At 68.6% G+C, this 23,063-nt stretch carries 21 protein-coding genes; 8 read left to right on the top strand and 13 right to left on the bottom strand.

From position 1 onward, the window contains the following. Nucleotides 1-30: 30 nt before the first annotated feature. Together ACN675_RS05725 and ACN675_RS05720 are read right to left on the bottom strand one after the other, a co-directional pair. Nucleotides 31-819 (bottom strand): enoyl-CoA hydratase, encoded by a 789-nt coding sequence (locus ACN675_RS05725; protein ID WP_420749940.1) that lies wholly within the window; start codon nucleotides 817-819, stop codon nucleotides 31-33. Beyond that, nucleotides 816-1,802, bottom strand: coding sequence for an NAD(P)H-dependent flavin oxidoreductase (locus tag ACN675_RS05720; RefSeq protein WP_420749939.1), 987 nt, complete (start codon nucleotides 1,800-1,802; stop codon nucleotides 816-818). Before ACN675_RS05720 ends, ACN675_RS05725 begins: the two co-directional genes overlap by 4 nt. 219 nt (nucleotides 1,803-2,021) lie before the next feature. Between ACN675_RS05720 and ACN675_RS05715 the strand changes: the two genes are divergently transcribed. From ACN675_RS05715 to ACN675_RS05705, 3 genes are read left to right on the top strand one after another with little or no spacing between them, the layout of a single operon-like run. Continuing rightward, the gene (locus ACN675_RS05715) at nucleotides 2,022-3,299 is read left to right on the top strand and encodes a TetR/AcrR family transcriptional regulator (protein ID WP_420749938.1); all 1,278 of its coding nucleotides are present in this window, start codon (nucleotides 2,022-2,024) and stop codon (nucleotides 3,297-3,299) included. After that, nucleotides 3,296-4,402, top strand: a complete 1,107-nt coding sequence (locus tag ACN675_RS05710; protein WP_420749937.1) for an NAD(P)-dependent alcohol dehydrogenase — start codon at nucleotides 3,296-3,298, stop codon at nucleotides 4,400-4,402. The genes ACN675_RS05715 and ACN675_RS05710 overlap by 4 nt, the downstream gene beginning before the upstream one ends. 11 nt (nucleotides 4,403-4,413) lie before the next feature. After that, on the top strand, nucleotides 4,414-4,890 hold the full coding sequence (locus ACN675_RS05705) for a DUF4334 domain-containing protein (RefSeq protein ID WP_420749936.1): 477 nt from the start codon (nucleotides 4,414-4,416) through the stop codon (nucleotides 4,888-4,890). 98 nt (nucleotides 4,891-4,988) lie between these two features. Here ACN675_RS05705 and ACN675_RS05700 read toward each other — a convergent pair whose 3' ends face one another. Next, on the bottom strand, nucleotides 4,989-5,843 hold the full coding sequence (locus ACN675_RS05700) for an oxygenase MpaB family protein (RefSeq protein WP_420749935.1): 855 nt from the start codon (nucleotides 5,841-5,843) through the stop codon (nucleotides 4,989-4,991). Between the two features lie 94 nt (nucleotides 5,844-5,937). After that, nucleotides 5,938-6,648, bottom strand: coding sequence for a GntR family transcriptional regulator (locus tag ACN675_RS05695; protein WP_420749934.1), 711 nt, complete (start codon nucleotides 6,646-6,648; stop codon nucleotides 5,938-5,940). Between the two features lie 224 nt (nucleotides 6,649-6,872). Here ACN675_RS05695 and ACN675_RS05690 point away from each other — a divergent pair, with 224 nt between their 5' ends. Both ACN675_RS05690 and ACN675_RS05685 read left to right on the top strand, forming a co-directional pair. Continuing rightward, nucleotides 6,873-8,381: an aldehyde dehydrogenase family protein gene (locus ACN675_RS05690; RefSeq protein WP_420749933.1), complete on the top strand. Its 1,509-nt coding sequence runs from the start codon at nucleotides 6,873-6,875 to the stop codon at nucleotides 8,379-8,381. Between the two features lie 73 nt (nucleotides 8,382-8,454). Further along, nucleotides 8,455-9,357: an oxygenase MpaB family protein gene (locus ACN675_RS05685; protein ID WP_420749992.1), complete on the top strand. Its 903-nt coding sequence runs from the start codon at nucleotides 8,455-8,457 to the stop codon at nucleotides 9,355-9,357. A gap of 94 nt (nucleotides 9,358-9,451) precedes the next feature. Here ACN675_RS05685 and ACN675_RS05680 read toward each other — a convergent pair whose 3' ends face one another. The 4 genes from ACN675_RS05680 to ACN675_RS05665 form a co-directional block, all read right to left on the bottom strand. Then, nucleotides 9,452-10,927: an MFS transporter gene (locus tag ACN675_RS05680; protein WP_420749932.1), complete on the bottom strand. Its 1,476-nt coding sequence runs from the start codon at nucleotides 10,925-10,927 to the stop codon at nucleotides 9,452-9,454. Between the two features lie 81 nt (nucleotides 10,928-11,008). Further along, nucleotides 11,009-11,602 carry a TetR family transcriptional regulator gene (locus ACN675_RS05675; RefSeq protein ID WP_420749991.1) on the bottom strand — a complete coding sequence of 198 codons (594 nt, stop codon included), beginning with the start codon at nucleotides 11,600-11,602 and terminating at the stop codon, nucleotides 11,009-11,011. Nucleotides 11,603-11,610: 8 nt separating this feature from the next. Next, nucleotides 11,611-12,219, bottom strand: a complete 609-nt coding sequence (recR, locus tag ACN675_RS05670; protein WP_072813516.1) for a recombination mediator RecR — start codon at nucleotides 12,217-12,219, stop codon at nucleotides 11,611-11,613. 9 nt (nucleotides 12,220-12,228) lie between these two features. Beyond that, complete coding sequence (locus tag ACN675_RS05665) at nucleotides 12,229-12,552, bottom strand: YbaB/EbfC family nucleoid-associated protein (protein ID WP_072813514.1); 324 nt, start codon at nucleotides 12,550-12,552, stop codon at nucleotides 12,229-12,231. A gap of 76 nt (nucleotides 12,553-12,628) precedes the next feature. Between ACN675_RS05665 and ACN675_RS05660 the strand changes: the two genes are divergently transcribed. Continuing rightward, entirely contained in the window at nucleotides 12,629-13,366 is a 738-nt protein-coding gene (locus ACN675_RS05660) for an Rv3717 family N-acetylmuramoyl-L-alanine amidase (protein ID WP_420749931.1), read from the top strand. Between the two features lie 9 nt (nucleotides 13,367-13,375). Here the strand turns inward: ACN675_RS05660 and ACN675_RS05655 are convergent, their stop codons facing one another. Next, a complete protein-coding gene (locus ACN675_RS05655; RefSeq protein ID WP_420749930.1) occupies nucleotides 13,376-13,810 on the bottom strand; it encodes an SRPBCC family protein in 435 nt (144 codons plus the stop codon). 143 nt (nucleotides 13,811-13,953) lie between these two features. Between ACN675_RS05655 and ACN675_RS05650 the strand changes: the two genes are divergently transcribed. Then, the gene (locus tag ACN675_RS05650) at nucleotides 13,954-15,399 is read left to right on the top strand and encodes an FAD-binding oxidoreductase (RefSeq protein ID WP_420749929.1); all 1,446 of its coding nucleotides are present in this window, start codon (nucleotides 13,954-13,956) and stop codon (nucleotides 15,397-15,399) included. Continuing rightward, a complete protein-coding gene (locus ACN675_RS05645; RefSeq protein WP_420749928.1) occupies nucleotides 15,396-16,715 on the top strand; it encodes a class I SAM-dependent methyltransferase in 1,320 nt (439 codons plus the stop codon). The genes ACN675_RS05650 and ACN675_RS05645 overlap by 4 nt, the downstream gene beginning before the upstream one ends. Nucleotides 16,716-17,026: 311 nt before the next feature. Here the strand turns inward: ACN675_RS05645 and ACN675_RS05640 are convergent, their stop codons facing one another. The 4 genes from ACN675_RS05640 to ACN675_RS05625 all read right to left on the bottom strand — a co-directional run. Beyond that, nucleotides 17,027-19,159, bottom strand: coding sequence for a 3-hydroxyacyl-CoA dehydrogenase NAD-binding domain-containing protein (locus tag ACN675_RS05640; RefSeq protein WP_420749990.1), 2,133 nt, complete (start codon nucleotides 19,157-19,159; stop codon nucleotides 17,027-17,029). A 34-nt stretch (nucleotides 19,160-19,193) separates the two neighbouring features. Further along, nucleotides 19,194-20,408: an acetyl-CoA C-acetyltransferase gene (locus tag ACN675_RS05635; protein WP_420749927.1), complete on the bottom strand. Its 1,215-nt coding sequence runs from the start codon at nucleotides 20,406-20,408 to the stop codon at nucleotides 19,194-19,196. A 173-nt stretch (nucleotides 20,409-20,581) separates the two neighbouring features. After that, on the bottom strand, nucleotides 20,582-21,220 hold the full coding sequence (locus ACN675_RS05630) for a response regulator (RefSeq protein ID WP_420749926.1): 639 nt from the start codon (nucleotides 21,218-21,220) through the stop codon (nucleotides 20,582-20,584). Then, nucleotides 21,217-23,063: sensor histidine kinase (locus tag ACN675_RS05625; protein ID WP_420749925.1), on the bottom strand; the 1,847-nt coding region annotated here is incomplete at its 5' end. The genes ACN675_RS05625 and ACN675_RS05630, both read right to left, overlap by 4 nt.

The following is a 23,063-nucleotide window of genomic DNA, read 5'->3' as shown; positions in this document are numbered from 1 at the left end:
AACCAGTGGCGACAAGTGCACCGTCGGTCGTCAGGCGAAACGCGGGGGTCGCTTCTGCAGCATCGCGGTGGCGCCCTCGAAGAAGTCCGCGGACGTCAGCAGCTCCGTCTGGCCGGCCTTCTCGCGTTCGAGCGCCTCGTCCAGTGCACCGAGCGTCGCTGCGTTCAGCGCCTGTTTGGTCAGGGCCAGCGCGCGTCGCGGTCCCGCCGCGGTCCGTGCCGCGACCGTCCGGACGTGGTCGAGGAGCTGATCGTCCGGCAGTGTCTTCGCCACGAGACCGAACCGGTCGGCGTCCGCCGCGGAGACCCGGTTGCCGAGCAACGCCATCTCGGCTGCGCGAGCCCGCCCGATCGCTGCCGGGACGAGCAGGCTCGACCCGCCGTCCGCCATCAGGCCGACGTTGACGAAGGACAGGAAGAAGTACGCGCTCTCGGCGGCGTAGGTGAAGTCCGCGGCGATGGCGATCGACACCCCGAATCCCGCGGCCGGTCCGTTGACCGCCGCGATGACCGGAACCGGCACGGTGGCGATGGAGCGGATCAACTCGTTCGCGGTGTCCATGGTGACCGAAGGGTCGACCGGATTCTCCGCTCCCGCAGCCAGATCCGCGCCGGTGCAGAATGCCGCGCCCTCACCCGTGACGACCACGGTCCGCACGTCGGGATTCTCCCCCGCTGCATCGACGGCCTCGCGCAGCGCCTGCGTCGTCGGGAGGTCGACGGCGTTCATTCGCTTGGGCCGGTCGATCGTCAGCCACAGAACGTTGTCGATCAACTCCGACCGCAGGCCCTGCACGGCCGCCTCACCGCCGCCGGTCATGCCTTCACCGCCGCCGTGTCGAGGAAGCTCGTGAGGCGGCCCGCGATGATCGATTCCGCCTCCGTGACCATCCGCTCGACGAGTTCTGCCACGGTGGGGATGTCGTCGATCAGGCCCTGGCACTGCCCGGCGGTCCAGATGCCGGCGTCGATGTCGCCTTCCTCGAAGACCTTGCGGCCGCGAGCGCCCGCAACCAGGTGCTGGATGTCCTTGAATTCGGCTCCGCGGGACTCGATCTCGACGACCTCCGCACTGACCGCGTTGGCCGCGACCCGTGCGGTGTTGTGCAGGGTGCGGAAGATCAGCTTCGTGTCGAGTTCGCTGTTCGCGACGATCTGCTCCTTGACCGCGTGCGCGACGGGCGACTCGACGGTGCACATGAACCGGGTCCCCATGTTGACGCCGTCGGCGCCGAGCGCAAGTGCCGCGACGAGGCCGCGTGCGTCCGCGATGCCGCCGGAGGCGATCACCGGAATCCGGAGCTTGCGCGTCGCTGCGGGGATCAGCACCAGGCCGGGCACATCGTCCTCACCCGGGTGGCCGGCGCACTCGAAGCCGTCGATGCTCACCGCGTCGACACCGACCCGCTCGGCCTTGACGGCGTGGCGGACGCTCGTGCACTTGTGGATCACCTTGATTCCTGCGTCCTTGAAGAACGGTAGGTGGTCCACCGGATTCGACCCGGCGGTCTCGACGATCTTGATGCCGGACTCGATGATCGCCTGCCGGTATTCGGCGTAGGGCGGCGGCGTGATCGACGGCAGGATCGTCAGGTTCACACCGAACGGCTTGTCGGTGAGTTCGCGGGCCCGTGCGATCTCGCGCACCAGATCCTCGGGTGTGGGCTGGGTGAGGGCGGTGATGAATCCGAGCGCCCCCGCGTTCGCCACCGCGGCGACGAGTTCGGCGCGGCCGACCCACATCATGCCGCCCTGAACGATCGGATGCTCGACGCCGAACGCCTCGGTAAATCGGGTTCTCACAGGTCCTCCCGGGATCCGCGCAATGTCGTCGGAAGGGCGGGACGCACAGCCCGCCCGTCGCTAAGTCTGAGAATCGTCATTAACTTTGATTCTCGGCTCGCGCTTTGTCAATACGTTGTGTACTGCAGTTTTCTCGGAGTTCGGGAGCTTCCTGATGCTGTCGGGCGTGGAGTAGGATTGTTACCTTAGAGACACAGACCCCGAACGCGAGGAGGCCCTGTGGCCGAACAGGCACAGGTCGAGAGTCGCCCGAGCCGCACCCGCGCAGCCGACGATTCCACCCGGCCCGCACCCCGGCGCCGCCCGAAGAACCGGAAGGCGCAGATCGCAACGGTCGCGGCCGAGGCGTTCAGCGAACGCGGATACCACGGGGTCAGCGTCGACGAGATCGCCGCGGCCGTCGGCATCTCCGGTCCGGCGCTCTATCGGCACTTCCCCAACAAGTACGCGTTGTTCCTGCACGCGGTGACCGCACTGACCGAGGCGCTGCAGGCCGCCGTGGCCGAGCCCGAACCGGACTCCGACGCCGCCGGACTCGATCCGCAGGACGCACTCGACCGGCAGCTGCTCGCGACGATCCGCACCTCCATCGACAACCGCCGCACCGGCGGTCTGTACCGCTGGGATCGGCGGTACCTCGCGAAGGAGGACCGCGCCGAGATCGACCGCATGATGCGGGACATCAACAGCCGCATCGGCGAGACGATCGCCGGGGTCCGGCCCGGGCTGGCCAAGTCCGACTACGTGCTGCTCAGCAGCGCGGTGCTCAGCGTCATCGGCTCCATCACCGCCCATCGGGCACCCCTCGCGAGCCGCCGGCTCGAGCAGCTGCTGCTCGGCGCGTGCCACGCCGTGATCGGTACCGAGCTCGAGCCCGAGGAGCCGCAGACGGACGAGCCCACGCGGGCTCCGGGGCTCGCGGTCGCCAACCGGCGGGAGGTGCTCCTGCGCGAGGCGGTTCTGCTGTTCGATGCGCACGGGTACCACGAGGTGAGCATCGAGGAGATCGGTGCGGCCGCAGGGATCAACGCCTCCGGCGTCTACCGGCACTTCGCCAGCAAGGCGGATCTGCTCGCCGCGGCCTTCCACCGGGCCGGCGACCGGCTGGCCGTCGCCGTCGGTTCGGCCCTCGCCGATTCCACGACACCGTCGGAAGCCATCGACGCGCTCACCGAGGTCTACGTGCGACTGGCGTTCGAACGCAGCGAGCTGATGTCCGTGTACTTCGCCGAGATCGGGAACCTGCCCGACTCCCATCGCGCGGACCTGCGCAACGTGCAGCGCCTGCACGTCGACGAGTGGGCCCGCCTGGTCGGTGACGTGCGGCCCGAGCTCTCCGCGGTCGAATGCCGTTTCCTCGTCCACGCGGCCCTCAATCTGGTCCTCGACAGCGGCCGGCTCGTGCGATTCGATCCGGCACCGTCGAACCTGAGGCGCGTGCAGCAGTTGATGCGCGCCGTCCTGCTCGGCGACACCACCGGGCAGGACGACGCGTGACCCGCACCGCGACCGCGGCCGTGCTGCGCGCCCACGGCAACGCCCCCGCCCTCGAAACCGTCACCATCCCGGACCTGCGGCCCGACGAAGTGCTCGTGTGCATCGCGGGAGTCGGTATCTGCCACACCGACCTCACCGCCGCCGACGGCGGTGTTCCCCTGCCGCTGCCCGCGGTGCTCGGACACGAAGGCGCCGGCATCGTCGCCGAGATCGGCTCGGAAGTCACCGAACTCGCGGTCGGCGACGCGGTGGTCCTCGGATTCGACTCGTGCCGTACGTGCCGCAACTGCAGGCGCGGTCGACCCGCCTACTGCACCCGGTTCGCACCCCTCAACTACGGGGGCCGCCGACCCGACGGCAGCACCACGCTGCACGACGCCGCGGGCGAACCCGTCCACGGCAACTGGTTCGGGCAGTCGTCGTTCTCGTCGCTGGCGGTCGCGACCGCCCGCAACGCCGTGCGCCTGCCCGACGACGTGCCGGTGGCGCTCGCCGGGCCGCTCGGCTGCGGCCTGCAGACCGGTGCCGGCACCGTGCTGAACACGCTGCGACCGGAGCCCGGCTCGTCGATCGCGGTGTTCGGGCTCGGCGCGGTCGGCATGGCCGCGATCGCGGCGGCGAGGATCGCCGGGTGCACCACGATCGTCGGAGTCGACCCGAATCCGCGGCGGCACGACCTCGCAGGACAGCTGGGCGCGACCGCCGTCCTGTCCCCCGACGAGAAGACGGCACGACAGATCCGCGAACTGACCGGAGGCGGAGCCGATTTCGCGGTCGAGTCGGTCGGGTCCGAGGCGGTGATCAGGCAGGCGCTGTCGTCGCTGGCCAGTCCCGGAACGTGCGCCACACTCGGCCTGCGCGCGGGACGCAATCCGATCACCGTCGACCAGACGCACCTGCTCAGCGGTCGCACCCTGACCGGGGTCATCGAGGGCGACAGCGATCCGCACGTGTTCCTGCCCCAACTCGCCCGGTGGTGGCGCGAGGGCCGGTTCCCCGTGGACGCGCTGGTCAGGACGTTCCCGTTCGAGAAGTTCGGCGACGCACTCGCCGCGGTCGAGGCGGGCGAAGTCGTCAAAGCGGTACTGACATTCGAAGAGTGAAGGAGTATGGGATGACGGTCCAGGAGGACGTCGCGGCTCTGCGAGCCCGCACGGATCGCATCGATCCGCGTGAACTCGACACGGTGTGGGACCGACTCGAACCGGCCACGATCGACGATCTGGTCGGATATCGGTGGCGCGGATTCAGTTTCGACACCGGTCACCACACGCACCAGATGCTGGGCGCGGCACGCTGGTACGGCAAGTCGTTCGCCTCCGCCGAGAGCGCCCAGCCGTTGCTGTGTTACGACGAGGACGGAAACATCTTCTCCGACAAGGCCACCGGCCGCGGTGGAGCGTCGCTGTGGGAGGTCCGGTTCCGCGGTGAGGTCACCGCGACCATGGTGTACGACGGTATGCCGATCTTCGACCACTTCAAGAAGGTCGACGACGACACGCTGATCGGCGTGATGAACGGCAAGGGCCGGCTGGTCTTCGACAACGGCGAGCACTACTGGTTCGGCCTCGAGCGCGACATCGCCCTCTGAAACCCGTTGATGGGAGCTGTCATCCGTCGAACCGGATGACGGCTCCCATCACTCGGCAGAGCGCGGGGCCTCGCCGGGGCGAGCGCTGCGTCCGGCGATCAGATGATTCGCTTGCCGGCGGCGAAGCGGCGGCGCATATCGCGCAGGTAGTAGGTCGCCGACAGCTGCCGGATCGGACGGGGCACCTTGACGTAGACGGCTCCGATCGTGGCCATGAGGCGGTCGAATCGGCGCTGGTCGCGGGGACTCCACGGGAGCGCGAACTCGTCCCGGATACGCTGCGGCAGAAGGCCGATCGTGAGGAACCGCTGCAGCGGCATGGCGAGACGCACCGGCAGCGGCGAGTCGCCGCCGCTGAGCAGCACACGGGTGTACGCGCGGACCTTGTCGTCGACTCGGAGGGTCGCGATCTTCTCGTCCCAGTAGGCGTCGAACTCGGCCCGGGTCGCCGGCCACATGTCTTCCTTGACCTGCAGCGCGGTGCCGTAGACCGCGGACTGCCGGTAGATGCGCTCGGCGTCGGCGCCGGACAACTTCCCGAAGAAGCGCTCGTACATGTTGAGACCGTTGCGGTACAGCGTTGCCGCGACCCACAACTGCAGCTCGGGATCGAATGCGTTGTAGGTCTCCGAGCGCACCGGTACGTGGGCCTTGTTGACCAGCCGGACGATCGCCTTCTTCTCCTCCTCGGTACCGAGGGTGACGGCGTAGACGTAGGTCATCGTGGTGCGCAGCCGGTCCAGCGGCCGCTGCAGGGTCGTGCTGTGGTCGGCGACGCCGTATCCGACCCCGGGCTCGGCGAGCTGCAGCAACACGGTGGCGCCGGCGCCGAGGAGCAGCATGGACTCACCGACGAAGTCGTTCAGGTTCACCGAGCCGGGCGGGATCGGCGGCACCGCCGCCGTCGTTTTCGGCGCGGACGTTTCGACACGCTCTTCCGTACGGGTCCCCATCGGTTCGTCCTCTTCTCAGCGAAATTCCGAGTGCTACACGGTCACCCAATATTGTGCACGGGTGTGTGCAGATTCCACAAGGGGTCGAACTGCCCTACTCGGCAGACCCGAAGCCGACGCGCTCGAGATGCGCCACCAGACGCTTCGCGGCGTCGTCGAACAGGGACAGGGTTTCGCCTCGCACGGCGTCGCGGTCGCGGGTGCGCAGCGCGGCGATCAGGCGCCGATGCGATTCGACGGCCCGCTCACCCCACCCGATATCCCCTGCATAGAGGCGGTACGGGGTGTTGCGGGCGGCGCTGCCGAGAAACCAGGCCAGCTTCGGACTGTTCGCGAGGCGGTTGAGTTCCCGGTGGAAGACGAACTCGGCATCCGCGATTCGCTCGATGTCCGGATCCCCGCCTCGGGACGACGAAACTGCCGCAGCCAGAGTCTGATTGAGCTCGTCCAGGCGATCGAGATCGGTCTCCTTCGCGCGATCGACGACGCGGAGCGCCAGCTCCACCGCGATACGCCCCTGCAACCAGAAGACGTCGGCGACGTCGCCGGACCCGAAGGGCGCGACGACGTACCCGCGGTTGGGGACCGACTCCACCATCCCCTCCCCCCGCAGCGTCAGCAGCGCCTCCCGCACCGGCGTGACGCTGACGCCCAGTTCGGAGGCGGTTTCGTCGAGCCGGACGAAGTCGCCGGGACGGAGTTCACCGGACATGATCGACCCGCGCAGATGCGCCGCGACCTCGTCGGACAGTTGCGGCCGTCGCGCCGATCCCGTGCCGCGGGACGCACGTGTGGGTGCAGCCATCGCCTCTCCTCTATCCTTCTCTCGCGCAACGATCCGATCGCGGGTAACAGGCGAATAGGGCGTGGCCGGTTGTCATTTCGCCTCTTCGCGCTCCCGGATCGGGCGAATACGGCCACACCTGCCCACGAGGGGTTGTCGACGCGGGACGCGCGGCCTAGTGTGAAACGCATTACCAGGAATCGCATCAAATATATGTGATGCGCTCGGCCAAGGAAGCGGCGCCAATGACCCAGGAACTGACCCCCACCGAGACGACAGGCGAGGCGGCCACCACGTTCGCCAGCCTCGATCCCCGCAACGGCAATGTGCTCGCCGAGTATCCGATCGCCACCACCGCGGACGTCGCCGACGCGGTCGAGCGCGCTCGGACCGCCGCCCGCTGGTGGGACGCTCAGGGCTTCCGCGGCCGCCGCGACTGGCTGCTCGAATTCAAGAAGGCCATCGCGGTGGACGCCGACTCGCTCGCGAGCGTCGTCTCCGCCGAGACCGGAAAGCCGCACGGCGACGCGTTTCTCGAAGTGATGCTCGCCATCGAGCACCTCGACTGGGCGGCGAAGAACGCGAAGAAGGTCCTCAAGGCGCGCAAGGTGCCCTCCGGCCTCGCGAGCTTCAATCAGGCGGCGACGCTCGAGTACAAGGCGCTCGGCGTCGTCGGTGTCATCGGGCCGTGGAACTACCCGGTGTACACCCCGATGGGTTCGATCTCGTACGCCCTCGCCGCCGGCAACGCCATCGTGTTCAAGCCGAGCGAACTCACGCCCGGCGTCGGCAAGTGGCTCGAGACCAAGTGGAACTCGATCGCCCCGACCCAGCCGGTCTTCCAGGTGATCACCGGTCTCGGCGAGACGGGTGCGGCGCTCGCCCGCTCCGGCGTGGACAAGATCGCGTTCACCGGCTCCGGCCCGACCGCCCGCAAGGTCATGGCGGTGTGCGCCGAAACCCTGACCCCGCTCGTCGCCGAGTGCGGCGGCAAGGACGCGATGATCGTCGCCGGGGACGCCGACCTGGACAAGGCCGTGCAGTTCGCCGCGTTCGGTGCCTTCGGCAACGCCGGCCAGACCTGCGCCGGCGTCGAGCGCATCTACGTCGTCGAGTCGGTCTACCAGCAGTTCCTGGACAAGTTCGTCGCGGCCGTCAAGCGGGCCGTCCCCGGCGGCACGGACGATTCCACGTACGGCCCGATGACCCTGCCGCGCCAGATCGACGTCGTGCGCAGCCACGTCGAGGACGCCCTCGCCAAGGGCGGCACCGCCGTCGTCGGCGGTCCCGAGTCCGTCAAGGAGCGGTACGTCGAGCCGGTGATCCTCACGGACGTGCCCGAGACGTCCAGCGCGGTGTGCGAGGAGACGTTCGGCCCGACCGTCGTCGTGAACAAGGTGCGCGACCTCGACGAGGCCGTGGAGCGCGCGAACGGCACCAGCTATGGTCTCGGCGCGTCGATCTTCACCAAGAGCAAGTCGCGGGGTCGCGCGATCGCCGAGCGCCTGAACAACGGCATGGTGTCGGTGAACTCGGTGCTCGGTTTCGCGGGCATCCCATCGCTGCCGTTCGGTGGCATCGGCGAGTCCGGTTTCGGCCGTATCCACGGTGCCGACGGCCTGCGCGAGTTCAGCCGCCCGAAGGCCGTCACGGTCGAGAAGTTCAAGGCTCCTCTGAATCTGATGTCGCTCGAGCGGTCCGAGCGGGACATGAAGATCTCCGCCGCCATGCTCAAGTACATGCACGGCCGGTGATCGCGTGACCACGACACGTCCGGCCGGCCGCCGCACCCGCAAGCCCGCGGTCGCGGCGGCGCCCGAGGCCCGCATCGAGAAGGCGGGTTCGTTCCCTGCGCCCGATCGTGATCCGCATCCGAAGCGCGGGCGCCTCGGCTGGCTGAGGGTGATCGAGGGTCTCGACCCCGTCACCCACCATCAGGACATCATGCGCATCACGGCGGGCTACGAGTTCCCGTGGGACTACCAGCGTTCGCTCGAGTTCGCTCTGTTCCGCACCTACTGCGTGCCGACGATCTCCGGCTTGCTGGCGCGCACCGGGGAGTTCGAGAAGCGACCGCAGAAGCGGTACGACGACACGTCGCTGCTGATGGCCGAGCTGATCGAGCACGGCTACGACTCCGATCGGGGTCGCGAGTCGCTGCGCAACATCAACCGGATGCACGGGATGTACACGATCGACAACGACGACATGCTGTACGTCCTGTCGACGTTCATCTACGACCCGCTGGACTGGATCGACCGGTACGGCTGGCGGCGGCTGCATCCGAACGAGCGCCTCGCGTCGTTCCACTTCTACCGCCAGGTCGGTATCCGGATGGGCATCAAGGACATCCCGGAGTCCTTCCAGGAGTTCCACCGATTCAAGACGGAGTACGAGCGGACGAAGTTCGTCTACAGCGACTCCAACAACAAGATCGGCACGTACACGCTGCGCCTGTTCGAGTCGTGGTACCCGTCGGTGCTCCGGCCGGTCGTTGCGTCGGCGGTGTATGCGCTGATCGACGAGCAGATGGCGACGGCGTTCGGATTCAAGCAGGGATCGCCGCGGTCGCGGGCGATCGCCGAGTCGGCACTGCGCGCGCGGTCGGCGCTGGTGCGCCTGCTGCCGAAGCGCCGGGCGTCGGTATCGGCGAAGAACCCGCAGAACCGCACGTATCCGGGCTACCCGGTCGGTTACCGGCCGCGCGATCTGGGCGTCGGACACCACTGATCCGGCCGGATCCCGAATCCAATCGGCCCCCGTTCCTCCGCCGGTTCGATCGAACCGGGCGGGTGAACGGGGGCCGACGGGTTGTTCGCTGTGATCAGGCGATGCTGCTGCGACGCCCGCGGGCCGGCAGCGTGAAGGCTGCGGCGAACACGATCACCGCGCATGCCCCGCATGCGAGGTAGGCGAGCGTGAATCCGGTGCCCGAGATCCCGCCGGTCAGGGTGTACGCGGCGAGGATCGAGGCGACCGTCGCGCTGCACACGGTGCTGCCGACGGTACGCAGCAGCACGTTCACGCCGTTGGCGGCGGCGTTCTGCGTGGCCGGGACGGCACCGAGGATGAGCAGCGGCAGCGTGCAGTAGACGAAGGTGGTTCCGATCGCGGCGACGAACACCGCGGCGACGACCGTCCAGACCGGCTTGTCCGGCACGGCGTGGACGCCGTAGCCGACTACGAGGAACACCGCACCGGCGAACATCGCGGCGCGTGCGCCGAACCGGTCCGCGACGCGGGCCGCGACGAGCGCGAAGATCATCATCGCGAAGCTCGCGGGCAGCTGGCACAGCGCGGCCTGCAGGATCGTCAGCCCGTAGCCGGCGCCGTGTTCGGGTGAGGCCTGCAGCAGCTGGGTGGTGATGAGCGTGTTGCCGTAGAACGCGAAGCCGACGACGAGCGCCGTCAGGTGCGGGGCCAGGACCGTGCGCTTCGCGGAGACCCGCAGGTCGACGAGCGGATTGCCGTTGCGGAGCTGCTGCATACCCCACAGCAGGAAGAGCACGACCGCGGTCGCGAACATCGTCAGCACCGCGGGGCTGGTCCAGCCCCACGTGCTGCCCTGGGTGATCGGCACCAGCAGGCACACCAGGGCACCGGTGAGACCGACGGCGCCGACGGCGTCGAATCGGCCGCCGGTGCGGGTTCGGGATTCACGGATGAAGATCACGGCCGCGGCGAGCACCCCGGCGCCGATCGCGGTGGTGACCCAGAAGAGCACGTGCCAGTCGGCGTATTCCACGATGGTCGCGGCGAACGGGATACCCACGGCGGTGCCGATCCCCAGGGTGGCGCTGAGCACGGCGACGGCACGGTCGACGCGTTCGCGGGGCAGTTCGTCCCGGAGGATCGACATGCCGATGGGCAACACCGCGGCACCGGCGCCCTGCAGCCCGCGGGCCACGATGAGCAGTCCGATGTCCGAGGTCAGCGCGCAGATCAGCGAGCCCAGCGTCATGAGAGCGAACGCGGTGACCAGCATCCGCTTCTTGCCGATCATGTCGGCGAGGCGCCCGAAGATGGGGGTCATGATGGCGCCGACCAGCAGTGTGGTGGTCAGCAGCCAGGACGCGGCGGTGGCGCCGGCACCGGTCAGGGCCGGCATGCTCGGCAACAGCGGAACCATGACCGTCTGCATGATGGCCTGGAACACCGCGCCGACGGCGAGAATCGGGAAGACGAAACGCGACGAGCCGCCGCGGGGGGCGGTCGTGCGGGAAGGTGCAGCTACTGGTGAGGACAATCGGTCTGTGCGCGGGAAGCGGATGCGCAAAGGGAGAACCGATGCCTGAGCCATCAGAAACTCCTTGCCTGTAGTAAATAATTGTTCACCACTGTAGGTGAACGCCCATTTACCTCACAAGGTGTGAGAGCTTTTTCACTCGCCGTCGAGCAGTTTCTGCACCAGAGGCGCGTACAACGGGATCACGTCGTCGACAGTCCCGGTCGCGAGCTCACGCATCATCCGGCGCCGCATGATCGCCAGTCCCATCACCATCGACATCGCCAGCTCCGCCCGCAGCCGCGCATCCGGGCCCGGCAGACGCGCGGCGAGCGCGTCGATCATCTGCGTCGAGTAGTTCTCCCGCAGCGTGCGGTTGCTCTCCTCGCTGGTCCCGCTCATGAACAGGATGTTCATCGACAGCGGCCGATAGGGCTCACTCGGTCGCGCGAGCAACGACACCATGTGCTCGCCGAGTCGTTCGACGGGCGCGTCGAACAGTGTTTCGGCGCCGCTGTGGAAGTCGATCAGTTCCTCGAACAACTGCTCCTTCGAGCCGAAATACTTGATGATCAGCGAGGCGCTGACCCCGGCATCCTCGGCGATCTCCTTGAGCGTGATCTCGCGGTACGGCCGGGTCGCGAACGCGACACCGGCTGCGTCGACGATCAGCTTCCGGGTCTCCTCGGCGGTCCGGCGGCGTCGGTGTTCCGGCGCTCCCGCTTCCGGCGGCGCCGTCTCCCTGGGCACCGACACGGCTACAACGTCCGGCGACCGGACAACGCCCGGCCGAGAGTCAGTTCGTCGGCGAACTCGAGGTCGCCGCCCATCGGCAGACCCGACGCGAGCCGGGTGACGGTCAGCCCGGGGAAATCGCGCAGCATCCGCACCAGGTACGTCGCTGTCGCCTCCCCCTCGGTGTTCGGGTCCGTCGCGATGATGACCTCGGTGACGTCGACGCCGTCCTCCTGGTTGCCGATGCGGGTCAGCAACTCGCGGATGCGCAGCTGGTCCGGGCCGATCCCGTTGAGCGGATCGAGCGCACCGCCCAGCACGTGGTAGCGGCCGCGGAACTCCCGGGTGCGTTCGATGGCCTGCACGTCCTTGGGTTCCTCGACCACACAGATCTGGGTGCGGTCGCGCCGCGGGTCCGCGCAGATCCGGCACCGTTCGTGATCGGACACCGTGCCGCACACCTCGCAGAAGCGCACACCGTCGCGCACCTTCTGCAAGGCCGCCTGCAACCGGTCGATCTCCGGCGGCTCCACCGACAGCAGGTGGAACGCGATGCGCTGGGCGCTCTTCGGTCCGACGCCCGGCAGTTTCCCGAGTTCGTCGATCAGGTCCTGGACGGGTCCCTCGTACACGCCGGTCCTCTAGAACCCGGGCAGGCCCGGGATACCGCCCCCGAGACCGCCGGCCAACGGGCCCAGCTTCTCCGCGGCGATCTCCTGTGCCTTCGCGGACGCGTCGGCGATCGCACCGACCACCAGATCCTGCAGCGTCTCGACGTCCTCCGGGTCGACGACCTTCGGGTCGATGTGCACCGCGACGACCTCACCGGTGCCCTTGACGGTCGCGGTCACCAGGCCGCCACCGGCCTGACCGGTCACCTCCGCCTCGGCCATCTCGGCCTGCGCGGACATCAGCTGCTGCTGCATCTGCTGGGCCTGGGCGAGGAGCTGTTGCATATCGGGCATTCCACCGGGCTGCACGAGCACGTCCTTTCAGCAAGTTTCCACCGCCAGCGTAGTCGCTCGCCGGTACCGTGACGGAATGCGTGCGCGCCGATGGTCGGGATGGATCGTCCCAGTTGCCGTTGCTGCGGTGCTGGTTGCCGGGGCCGGGCCGGCGCCGGCGCAACCCAGCGGTCCGCTCGCCGGCCGCACCGTCTATCTCGACCCGGGGCACAACGGCGCGAACGACGGCACCCTCACCACCCAGGTCCCCACGGGACGCGGCGGCACCAAGGACTGCCAGACCACCGGGACCGCCACCGACGACGGATACGCCGAGCACACCTTCAACTGGCAGCTCGCGCAGCTGGTCCGCGACGAGCTCGTCGCGCTCGGAGCGCAGGTGCTGCTGAGCCGGTCCGACGACAGCTCGGTCGGCAGCTGCGTCGACCGGCGTGCGATCGAAGCGAACGAGGCCGGGGTGGACGCCGCGGTCAGCCTGCACGCCGACGGCGCCGCCGCCGATGGCCACGGCTTCCACGTGAACTACTCGGCGCCACCGCTCAACGAGGTACAGGCGGGGCCGTCCGTCGCACTGGCGACCTCGATCCGCGACGCCCTGCTCGCCGGGGGAGCCACGCCGTCGACCTATCTGGGCGCCGACGGGCTGCTCGGCCGCGACGACCTGGCCGGCCTGAACCTGTCGCAGCGCCCGTCCGTGCTCGTCGAGGTGGGCAACATGCGCAACCCCGGCGACGCCGCGCGCATGGCCGATCCCGCGGGCCGCGCCCGGCTCGCCGGTGCGGTCGTCGCGGGGATCGCGACGTTCCTCGGGTGACGACGGAAATCAGTCGACTTCGCGGCGGAGGTTCTCGAGCACCTGCTGCTGGATCTTGCGCAACCCGAGCGGCGCGAAGGTGCGTTCGAAGAAGCCGCCGATGCCGCTCCCGCCCTTCCACTGGGTCAGCGTCACCACGGTCGACCCGGTGCCGTTCGGCACCACACTCCACGTGGTGACCAGCGTCGAATTCGCGTCCTCTTCGGTGATCGTGCTGCCCGACACCGACACCTTCGCCTCGATGTCGCGGACGCGCTTCTCGGTGGCGTGCAGCTTCCACTGCGCGACGGTTCCCGTGCCCTGACCGCCCGAGACGACCCGGTAGTCGGTGTAGTGGTCGGACAGGATGCGCGGTCGCACCGTCTCGTAGTCCGCGAGGGCCGCGAGCACCCGCTCGGGAGCCGCCGCGAGCTGAATCGAACTGCTTGCGCTGACCTGCGCCATGGGGTCCTCCTGGTGTCGTGTCTCGGCCGTCTGCGGTCGCACCGACCGGCAACTCGTCGAGTCCGCGCGGTAACCGGACGTACTCGACACTCCGGTCTATTGTGGATTGCGCCCGCAGACGCCGAGCCCGCAGGGGGAGCCGAATGCCGAGTACGCCACGTCAGATCGTTCCGACCGGTGTGCCGGCGCACCGTGAAGGCGTGGACCGCCTGCTTCGTTCCTACCGCAACATCCCCGACGACGCACCGGTTCGGCTCGCGAAGAAAACCTCCAACCTGTTCCGGGCCCGCGCAAAGATTTCCGCACCCGGCCTGGACGTCTCCGGTCTCGGCGGGGTGATCTCCGTGGATCCCAAGGCGCGCACCGCCGATGTGGCCGGAATGTGCACCTACGAGGACCTCGTGGACGCCACACTCCCCTACGGCCTGGTGCCGCTGGTGGTGCCGCAGCTCAAGACCATCACGCTCGGCGGTGCCGTCACCGGGCTCGGGATCGAATCCACGTCGTTCCGCAACGGCCTTCCGCACGAGTCGGTCCTGGAGATGGACATCCTCACCGGTGCCGGCGAGATCGTCACCGCCACCCCGGACAACGAGCACGCCGACCTGTTCCGGGGTTTCCCCAACTCCTACGGTTCGCTCGGCTACGCAACGAGGCTGCGCATCGAACTCGAGCCGGTGAAACCCTATGTTGCGCTGCGGCACCTGCGGTTCGATTCGCTCGGCGCGCTGCAGGCCGCGCTGGACCGCATCGCCACCGAGCGCAGCCACGCGGGCGTGCCGGTCGACTATCTCGACGGCACGGTGTTCTCGGCGACCGAGAGCTACCTGACGCTCGGGACGCAGACCGACGAGCCGGGACCGGTGAGCGACTACACCGGTGAGAACATCTACTACCGCTCGATCCAGCACGCGTCGGTCAACCATCCCAAGACCGACCGCCTCACGATCCGCGACTACCTGTGGCGGTGGGACACCGACTGGTTCTGGTGCTCACGCGCATTCGGCGCCCAGAACCCCCGGATCCGGCGCTGGTGGCCGAAGAGACTGCTGCGCAGCAGCTTCTACTGGAAGCTCATCGCGCTCGACCACAAGTACGGCATCGCCGACCGGATCGAGGCCCGCAAGGGGAACCCGCCGCGCGAGCGCGTCGTGCAGGACATCGAGGTCCCGATCGAGCGCACCGCCGAATTCATGCGGTGGTTCCTCGCCGAGATCCCGATCGAACCGGTGTGGCTGTGCCCGCTGCGGTTGCGTGATCGCAGCGCCCCGTCCGATGCGCTGTCGTTCGACGCGCAGCGTCCGTGGCCGCTGTACCCGCTCGAACCGAAGCGCACCTACGTGAACGTCGGGTTCTGGTCGTCGGTTCCGACCGAACCCGGCAACATCGAGGGAGCCGCGAACCGGACGATCGAGCGGAAGGTCGCCGAACTCGACGGCCACAAGTCGCTGTACTCGGATTCCTACTATTCGCGGGAAGAATTCGAAAAGCTCTACTACGGCGGGGGCGAATACCCGGCGCTGAAACAGAAGTACGACCCCAGGTCCCGTCTACTGGACCTCTTCGCGAAGGCGGTGCATCGAAAGTGACCACATTCAAATCGGCGCCGACAACCCGCAGAGCGGGCGGACACGACGACAAGCTGAATCTGGCGGAGATCGTCGAGATCGTGACCGGCGGCGACATGCCGCTGCGGTTCACCGCATACGACGGGTCCGCCGCCGGCCCGGAGAACTCCCCGTTCGGCCTGGCCCTGAAGTCCCCGCGCGGTGCCACCTACATCGCGACCGCCCCCGGCGACCTCGGAATGGCCCGCGCCTACGTCGCCGGCGATCTCGAACCCGAAGGGGTGCATCCCGGCAACCCCTACGAACTGCTGAAGTCTCTGGGCGACCTGCACTTCGAACGCCCGCCGGCGCTGGTCCTCGCTCAGATCGCGCGGTCGCTGGGTCGTGAGCTGCTGCGGCCGATCGCCCCGCCGCCGCAGGAACACCTGCCGCGCTGGCGCCGGATCGCGGAGGGCCTGAGGCATTCCCGCAGCCGCGACGCCGAGGTCATCCACCACCACTACGACGTGTCGAACGAGTTCTACGAAATGGTGCTCGGCCCGTCCATGACGTACACGTGCGCCCTGTTCGAGTCCGAGGACCAGTCGCTCGAGGAGGCGCAGGAGAACAAGTACCGGATCGTCTTCGAGAAGCTGAACCTCGAGCCGGGCGACCGCCTGCTCGACATCGGTTGCGGCTGGGGCGGAATGGTCCGGTACGCGGCGCGGCGCGGCGTCAAGGCGATCGGCGCGACGCTGTCGCGCGAGCAGGCCGAGTGGGCGCAGAAGGCGATCGCCGCGGAGGGACTGGGCGACCTGGCCGAGGTGCGGTTCTCGGATTACCGGGACGTGCCCGAGACCGGCTTCGACGCCATCTCCTCGATCGGGTTGACCGAACACATCGGCGTCAACAACTACCCGGCGTACTTCGGGTTGCTGCACAGCAAACTCCGCGAGGGTGGCCTGCTCCTCAACCACTGCATCACCCGTCCCCGCAACAACGGGAAGGCCAAGGCCGGCGGGTTCATCGACCGCTACGTCTTCCCCGACGGCGAGCTGACCGGTTCCGGCCGGATCATCACCGAGGCGCAGGACGTCGGCTTCGAGGTGCTCCACGAGGAGAACCTGCGTCAGCACTACGCCCTGACGCTCAAGGGCTGGTGCGAGTACCTCGAGGCCAACTGGGATGCGTGCGTCGCCGAGGTCGGTGAGGGCACGGCCCGCGTGTGGGGCCTGTACATGGCCGGATCCCGGCTCGGATTCGAGCGCAATATCGTTCAGCTGCACCATGTCCTGGCGGTCAAGCTCGGCGCCGACCAGCGTCCCCTGACCCCGCTGCGTCCCTGGTGGAAGCCGTAGGCGGCTCCGCCGCCCGTGCGTGGTTTCGGTAGCACCCGCTACCGAAACCACGCACGACACTCGCAGGGGTGCAGGTGCCGGACCGCTCCCCTGCCGATGCCCGCCTCCGTCGGCTCGGCCTGGGTGACCAGACCGGTGCGGTCGTCGAACAGCCTCTGCACGTTGCTTTTTCCGAAATCGTCCCCCATGCGGTCGATGATGACCGATGTGGAGACGGGAAAGGGCTCCCGACCGGGGTCGGGAGCCCTTTCCTGTGGATAACTCGTGCGTGGTTTCGGTAGTTGTTGCTACCGAAACCACGCACGGGCGCGCTAGCGCAGGGAGGCCGGCGGGGTGAAGCGCTCGCCGTACTTGGCGGCGAGTTCCTCGGCCCGCTTGACGAAGCCTTCCTTGCCACCCGGGTAGCCGACGATGAACTGCGCGACACCGCCGGTCCAGGCCGGGAAGCCGATGCCGAGGATCGAACCGATGTTGGCGTCGGCGGTCGTCTCCAGAACGCCCTCGTCGAAGCACTTCTGGGTCTCGATCGCCTCGGCGAACAGCATGCGGTCGATCAGGTCCTGCAGCGGCACGTCGAGCGTCGCCTTGGTCTGGTAGTGGTCACGCAGACCCTGCCAGATGCCGAGACGCTTGCCGGTCTCGTCGTACTCGTAGAAGCCGGCCTTCTCGAGGCGGCCCGGACGGCCCTGCTCGACCATCCAGTCGACGACGTCGAGCGCGGGGTGACGGGTGGCGCCCATCTTGGTGTCACCCTTGGCCGCGGCCTCGGCCGTCTCCTTCGCGATCTTCTGCATGAGCTTCATGTTCAGCTCGTCGGTCAGCTGCAGCGGCGGAGCCGGGTAACCGGCCTGCGAGCCGGCCTGCTCGATCGTCGCGGGCTCGATGCCCTCGCCGAGCATCGCGATGGCCTCGTTCACGAACGTGCCGATGACCCGCGAGGTGAAGAAGCCGCGGCTGTCGTTCACGACGATCGGGGTCTTGCGGATCGCGAGCGTGTAGTCGAACACGCGGGCCAGCGCCTCGTCGGACGTCTTCTCGCCCTTGATGATCTCGACCAGCGGCATCTTGTCGACCGGGGAGAAGAAGTGGATGCCGATGAAGTCCTCGGGGCGCTTCACGCCGGTCGCGAGACCGGTGATCGGGAGGGTCGAGGTGTTCGAGCCGAGCAGCGCGTCGGGATCGACGATGTCCTCGATCTCCTGGAACACCTTGTGCTTGAGCTCGGTGTTCTCGAAGACGGCCTCGATGACGAAGTCGACGCCCGCGAAGTCGGCGACGTCGGCGGTCGGCTTGATGCGGTCGAGCAGAGCCTTCGACTTCTCCTCGGTGGTCTTGCCACGAGAGAGGGCCTTGGCCTCGATCTTCTCCGAGTAGTTCTTGCCACGCTCGGCGGCCTCGAGGGTGACGTCCTTGAGGACGACCTCGAAACCGGCCTTGGCGGAGACGTATGCGATGCCGGCGCCCATCATGCCCGCGCCGAGCACGCCGACCTTCTTGATCTCACGCTTCGGCACGTCCTTCGGACGCGACGCGCCCGAGTTGATGGACTGCATGTCGAAGAAGAACGCCTGGATCATGTTCTTCGCGACCTGGCCGGTGGCCAGCTCGACGAAGTAGCGGGACTCGATGGTCGACGCGTTGTCGAAGTCCACCTGCGAGCCCTCGACCGCGGCGGCCATGATGGCGCGCGGAGCCGGCATCGGAGCACCCTTGAGCTGCTTGCGCAGGTTCGCGGGGAACGCCGGGAGGTTCGCGGCGAACGCCGGCGACGCCGGGGTACCACCGGGGATCTTGTAGCCCTTGACATCCCACGGCTGCACGCCGCCCTCGGGATTGGCCTTGATCCACGCCTTCGCGGCCGGGACGAGTTCCTCGATGCTGCCGACGACCTCGTCGATCAGGCCGAGCTCCTTGGCCTTGACCGCGTTGTACTTGTTGCCCTGCAACAGCACCGAGAGCAGCGCGGTCTGGATGCCGAGCAGACGGACGGTGCGGGTGACGCCACCGCCACCGGGCAGCAGGCCGAGGCTCGCCTCGGGCAGACCGATCTGCAGGCCCTTGACGTCGGCGGCGATGCGGTGGTGGGTCGCGAGAGCGATCTCGAGGCCGCCACCGAGTGCGGCACCGTTGATCGCGGCGACGACGGGCTTGCCGAGGGTCTCGAGGCGACGCAGGTCCGCCTTGATGTCCTGCACCTCGTCGAACGTCTTCTGCGCGTCGTCGGGTCCGATGGCGATGAGGTTGCGCAGGTCGCCGCCGGCGAAGAAGGTCTTCTTCGCGGAGGTGATCACGACGCCGGTGATCGAGTCCTTCTCGGCGACGAGACGATCCACGGTCGCCTTCATCGACGCCTTGTAGAGCTCGTTCATCGTGTTCGCGCCCTGGTTGGGGTCGTCGAGGGTCAGCACGACGATGCCGTCGGCGTCCTTCTCCCAGGAAATCATGTTGTCGCTCACTGTTTTCAGATTCCTTCCGGTGTCAGACGCGCTCGATGATGGTGGCCACACCCATACCGCCACCGATGCACAGGGTGACGAGGGCGCGCTTGGCTCCGCGGCGCTCGAGCTCGTCGACCATCGTGCCGGTGATCATGGCGCCCGTGGCGCCGAGCGGGTGGCCCATCGCGATGGCGCCGCCGTTGACGTTGAGCTTCTCGTCCGGGATGTTCAGATCCTTCTGGAACTTCAGGACGACGGAGGCGAAAGCCTCGTTGATCTCGAACAGGTCGATGTCGTCGACCGTCAGGCCCGCCGCAGCGAGGACCTTGTGCGCGGCCGGGGTGGGGCCGGTGAGCATGATCGTCGAGTCGGCACCGGAGGTGGCGGTCGCGACGACGCGGGCACGCGGGGTCAGGCCCAGGTCCTTGCCGGCCTGCTCGGAACCGACGAGCACCAGCGCGGCACCGTCGACGATGCCGGAGCTGTTACCACCGTGGTGGACGTGGTTGATCTTCTCGACGAAGTGGTACTTCTGCATCGCGACGGCGTCGAAGCCGCCCACCTCACCGATCGTCGCGAACGACGGAGCGAGCTTGCCGAGGCCCTCGAGGGTCGTGTCGGGGCGCATGTGCTCGTCGTGATCGAGGATGGTCAGGCCGTTCTGGTCCTTGACCGGCACGACGGACTTCGAGAAGTAGCCACCGGACCACGCGGCAGCGGCGAGCTGCTGCGAACGCAGAGCGTAGGCGTCGACGTCCTCGCGGCTGAAGCCCTCCATGGTCGCGATGAGGTCCGCGGAGATGCCCTGGGGCACGAGGTAGCTGTCGTAGTTGGTGGCGGGATCGAGCATCCACGCGCCACCGTCGGAGCCCATCGGGACACGCGACATGGACTCGACACCGCCGGCGATGACCAGCTCGTCCCAGCCGGAGCGCACCTTCTGCGCAGCCAGGTTCACGGCCTCGAGGCCGGAGGCACAGAAGCGGTTGAGCTGGAAGCCACCGGTGGTCACGGGCAGGCCGGACACGGTGACCGCGGTGCGCGCGATATCGGCACCCTGGTCGCCGACCGGGCCGACGACGCCGAGGATCAGGTCGGAGATGCGGTTCTCGTCCAGGTCGGGGAAGCGAACACGCAGCTCGTCGATCAGGCCCGTAACCAGGGAGATCGGCTTGACGGAGTGCAGCGACCCGGTCTTCTTGCCGCGGCCGCGCGGAGTTCGGATGGCTTCATAGATGAATGCCTCTGTGGTCACAGTGCGGGGTTCCTTCCCGTGCTTTCGAATGTGACGGGCGTTGTCCGCTGTGACAGCAGCCACGCCCAACCTCCACCACCCTAGGAGCGTCCGCTCCGGCGGTTAAGGACCGAACCGATCGGAGTCCGTGACCGAAGCGAGCGAGCGCTCGGGTACGGGACGGACGGGTGGCGTCAGATGCCGAGACCGGCTTCGCGGGCCCGCACGATCGCGGTCGCGCGATCGACGGCGCCGAGTTTGCCCAGCACGTTCGACACGTGGTTGCGCACCGTCTTCTGGCTCAGGACCAGCCGCCGCGAGATCGTGGCGTTGTCGTAGCCGCGCGCGACCAGATCCAGCACCTCGCGTTCGCGGTCGGTCAGTTCGGGGAACGCACCGCGCGCGACCGTGCGGGACGTGGCCATCACGCCCAGCGCCTTCTCCGCGACCGCGGCACCGACGATCAGTTCCCCGCCCGCGACCGCCCGGATCGCCCGTTCAACCCCGGACGGATCGGCTCCCTTGACGAGATATCCGCGCGCTCCGGCCCGCATCGCCGCGACGAGCAGATCCGCGTCCTCGTGCATGGTCACCATCAGCACCCGGAGCGCGGGATATTTCGTGAGGAGGCCGGCGGTCGCCTCGATGCCGGAGCCGTCACCGAGTTCGATGTCCATCAGCACGACGTCGACGTCCGCGGTCACCACGTCGAGGGCCTGGCCCACCGAGCTGGCCTCGGCGACCACCTCGATTCCGTCGAGGGTGCCGAGCAGCGCGACCATCCCGAGCCGGAAGACGGGATGGTCGTCGACGACGGCGACGCGGATACTCATGACCCTCCTGCCGGAACTGCCGGTGACGTGGCCGTCCACGGCAGACGAGCGCGCACGACGGTGCCGTGCGGGTGTGCCTCGACGATGTCGACGACCCCGCCGACGTCGCGGGCACGTTCGCGCATGCTGTGGGTGCCGACGCCGGCGCGGGCGTCCGGTCCCCTGCCGCGACCGTCGTCGCCGACCTCGACGGTGAGCAGGTCGCCGGTGGCGCGGATACGGACCGTGCATCCGCGGGCACCGGAATGCCTGCGCGCGTTCGTGACCGCTTCGACGGTGATGCCGTACGCCGCGGCGGCCACCGCCCGGGACAGTCCGGCCGGGGCGTCGGCGTCGACGTCGATCGTGAACCCGCTGTGCGAATGGATGCCGGCGAGTTCGTCGACCGCGGCGACGAGTCCCAGTTCGTCGAGCACGGGCGGGAGCAGCCCCCGCGACAGTTCGCGCACTCCCTCGACCTGGTGGTCGAGTTCGCGCAGCAGCGCGTCGATCAGTTCCAGCGCGGCCTGCGGGTCGGTGCCGGCGAGGTTGCGGGCCCCCTGCAGCCCGAGCCTGATTCCGGCGAGCGACGGGCCGAGCCCGTCGTGCAGTTCCCGGCGGATGGTGCGCCGCTCCTCGAGGCGTGCCTCCCGCAGCTGGTGCCGCGCCGCGTCGAGTTCCTCCGCGGACCGCAACACGACGAGTCCGGCTTCCACGACGGTGGCGAGCTCACCGAGCGCGCGCAGGCTGCGGGGCCCGAGGGTCTCCCCGGGTGGCGCGGTCACCGTGAGGGTTCCGGAGTCGAGGACCGTCTCCTCGGCGCGGCCGGTGGGTTCGCCCCAGCGGGCGAGGATCTCGCCGTCCCGGCTCACCGTGACCGATTCGAGCCGCAGCGCGGTGCCGATGCCGGCGGTGAGGTCGCCGAGGAGCCGGCGGGGCGTGCCGGCACCCGCGAAGTGCCGGCCGAGGTTCTGTACCGCGCGGGCGGAGTCGATGCCGTCGCCGTACACGAGGCGGTGCACGCGACGTGTCAGGCGGCTCCGCACCGGCTGCACGGCCAGCGCGACCGCGGTCGCGGCGATGGCCTGGGCGACGACCGAATCGTCCGGCGGCAACATCAGCGACGCGGTCACCGCGACCGCGAGGTACCCGGCGGCGAGCACCGCGACGAGGCTGCCGGCGAGGGCGGCGCGGCTGACCGCGAAATCCAGCCCCCACAGTCGTTGCCGCAGCACCACGACGAGGATCGCGACGGGGTAGAACGCCTGGGTTGCCAGGTGGATCAGCGGAGTGAGCATCCACGGCAGCCCGGGAACGGCGAGCGGAATGTAGGAGGCCGTCATCAGTGCCGCACCCAGCGCGAGCCAGCCGAGCCCGGCGGACTCCGCGGCCGCTGCGGTGCGGCGCCGCCACAGCACGTGCGCGGCGGCGAGGAACCCGATCACCACCACGGGTAGCACCAGCCACACGTCGGCGGTGTCGGTGTACGTGCGGGCCCACCAGAACCAGACGGTCGCAACGGTTCCGGCGGTCACCCCGATCCGCTCGCGCCGACCGGGCGCGCCGTCCCGGACCAGCCACGGCACCACCAGGAACAGTGCGAGCGTTCCCGGGATCCACGCCGAATTCTGCAGCGGGGAAAGAGCTTCGACGAACGGCAGTCCGGGCCGCACGAGTGCGAGCCGCGACCACGCGTAGGACAGCGCCGCGACACCCACGCCGATCGCGGCGACCGCCGTGATGATCGGTACCGGATGCACGCGACGCGCGAGCACCACCCCCGCGACCGTCCCGTACACGGCGGCGCCGACGACATCGACGAGGAAGAACAACTGATCGGCGTCCAGCGTCGGCCGGGCGGCGG

The organism is Rhodococcus sp. O3, from assembly GCF_048897285.1.
Lineage (GTDB): Bacteria > Actinomycetota > Actinomycetes > Mycobacteriales > Mycobacteriaceae > Rhodococcus.
The sequence above is the reverse complement of the archived record's forward strand: the minus strand, read 5'-3'. Positions and strand labels throughout refer to the sequence as shown.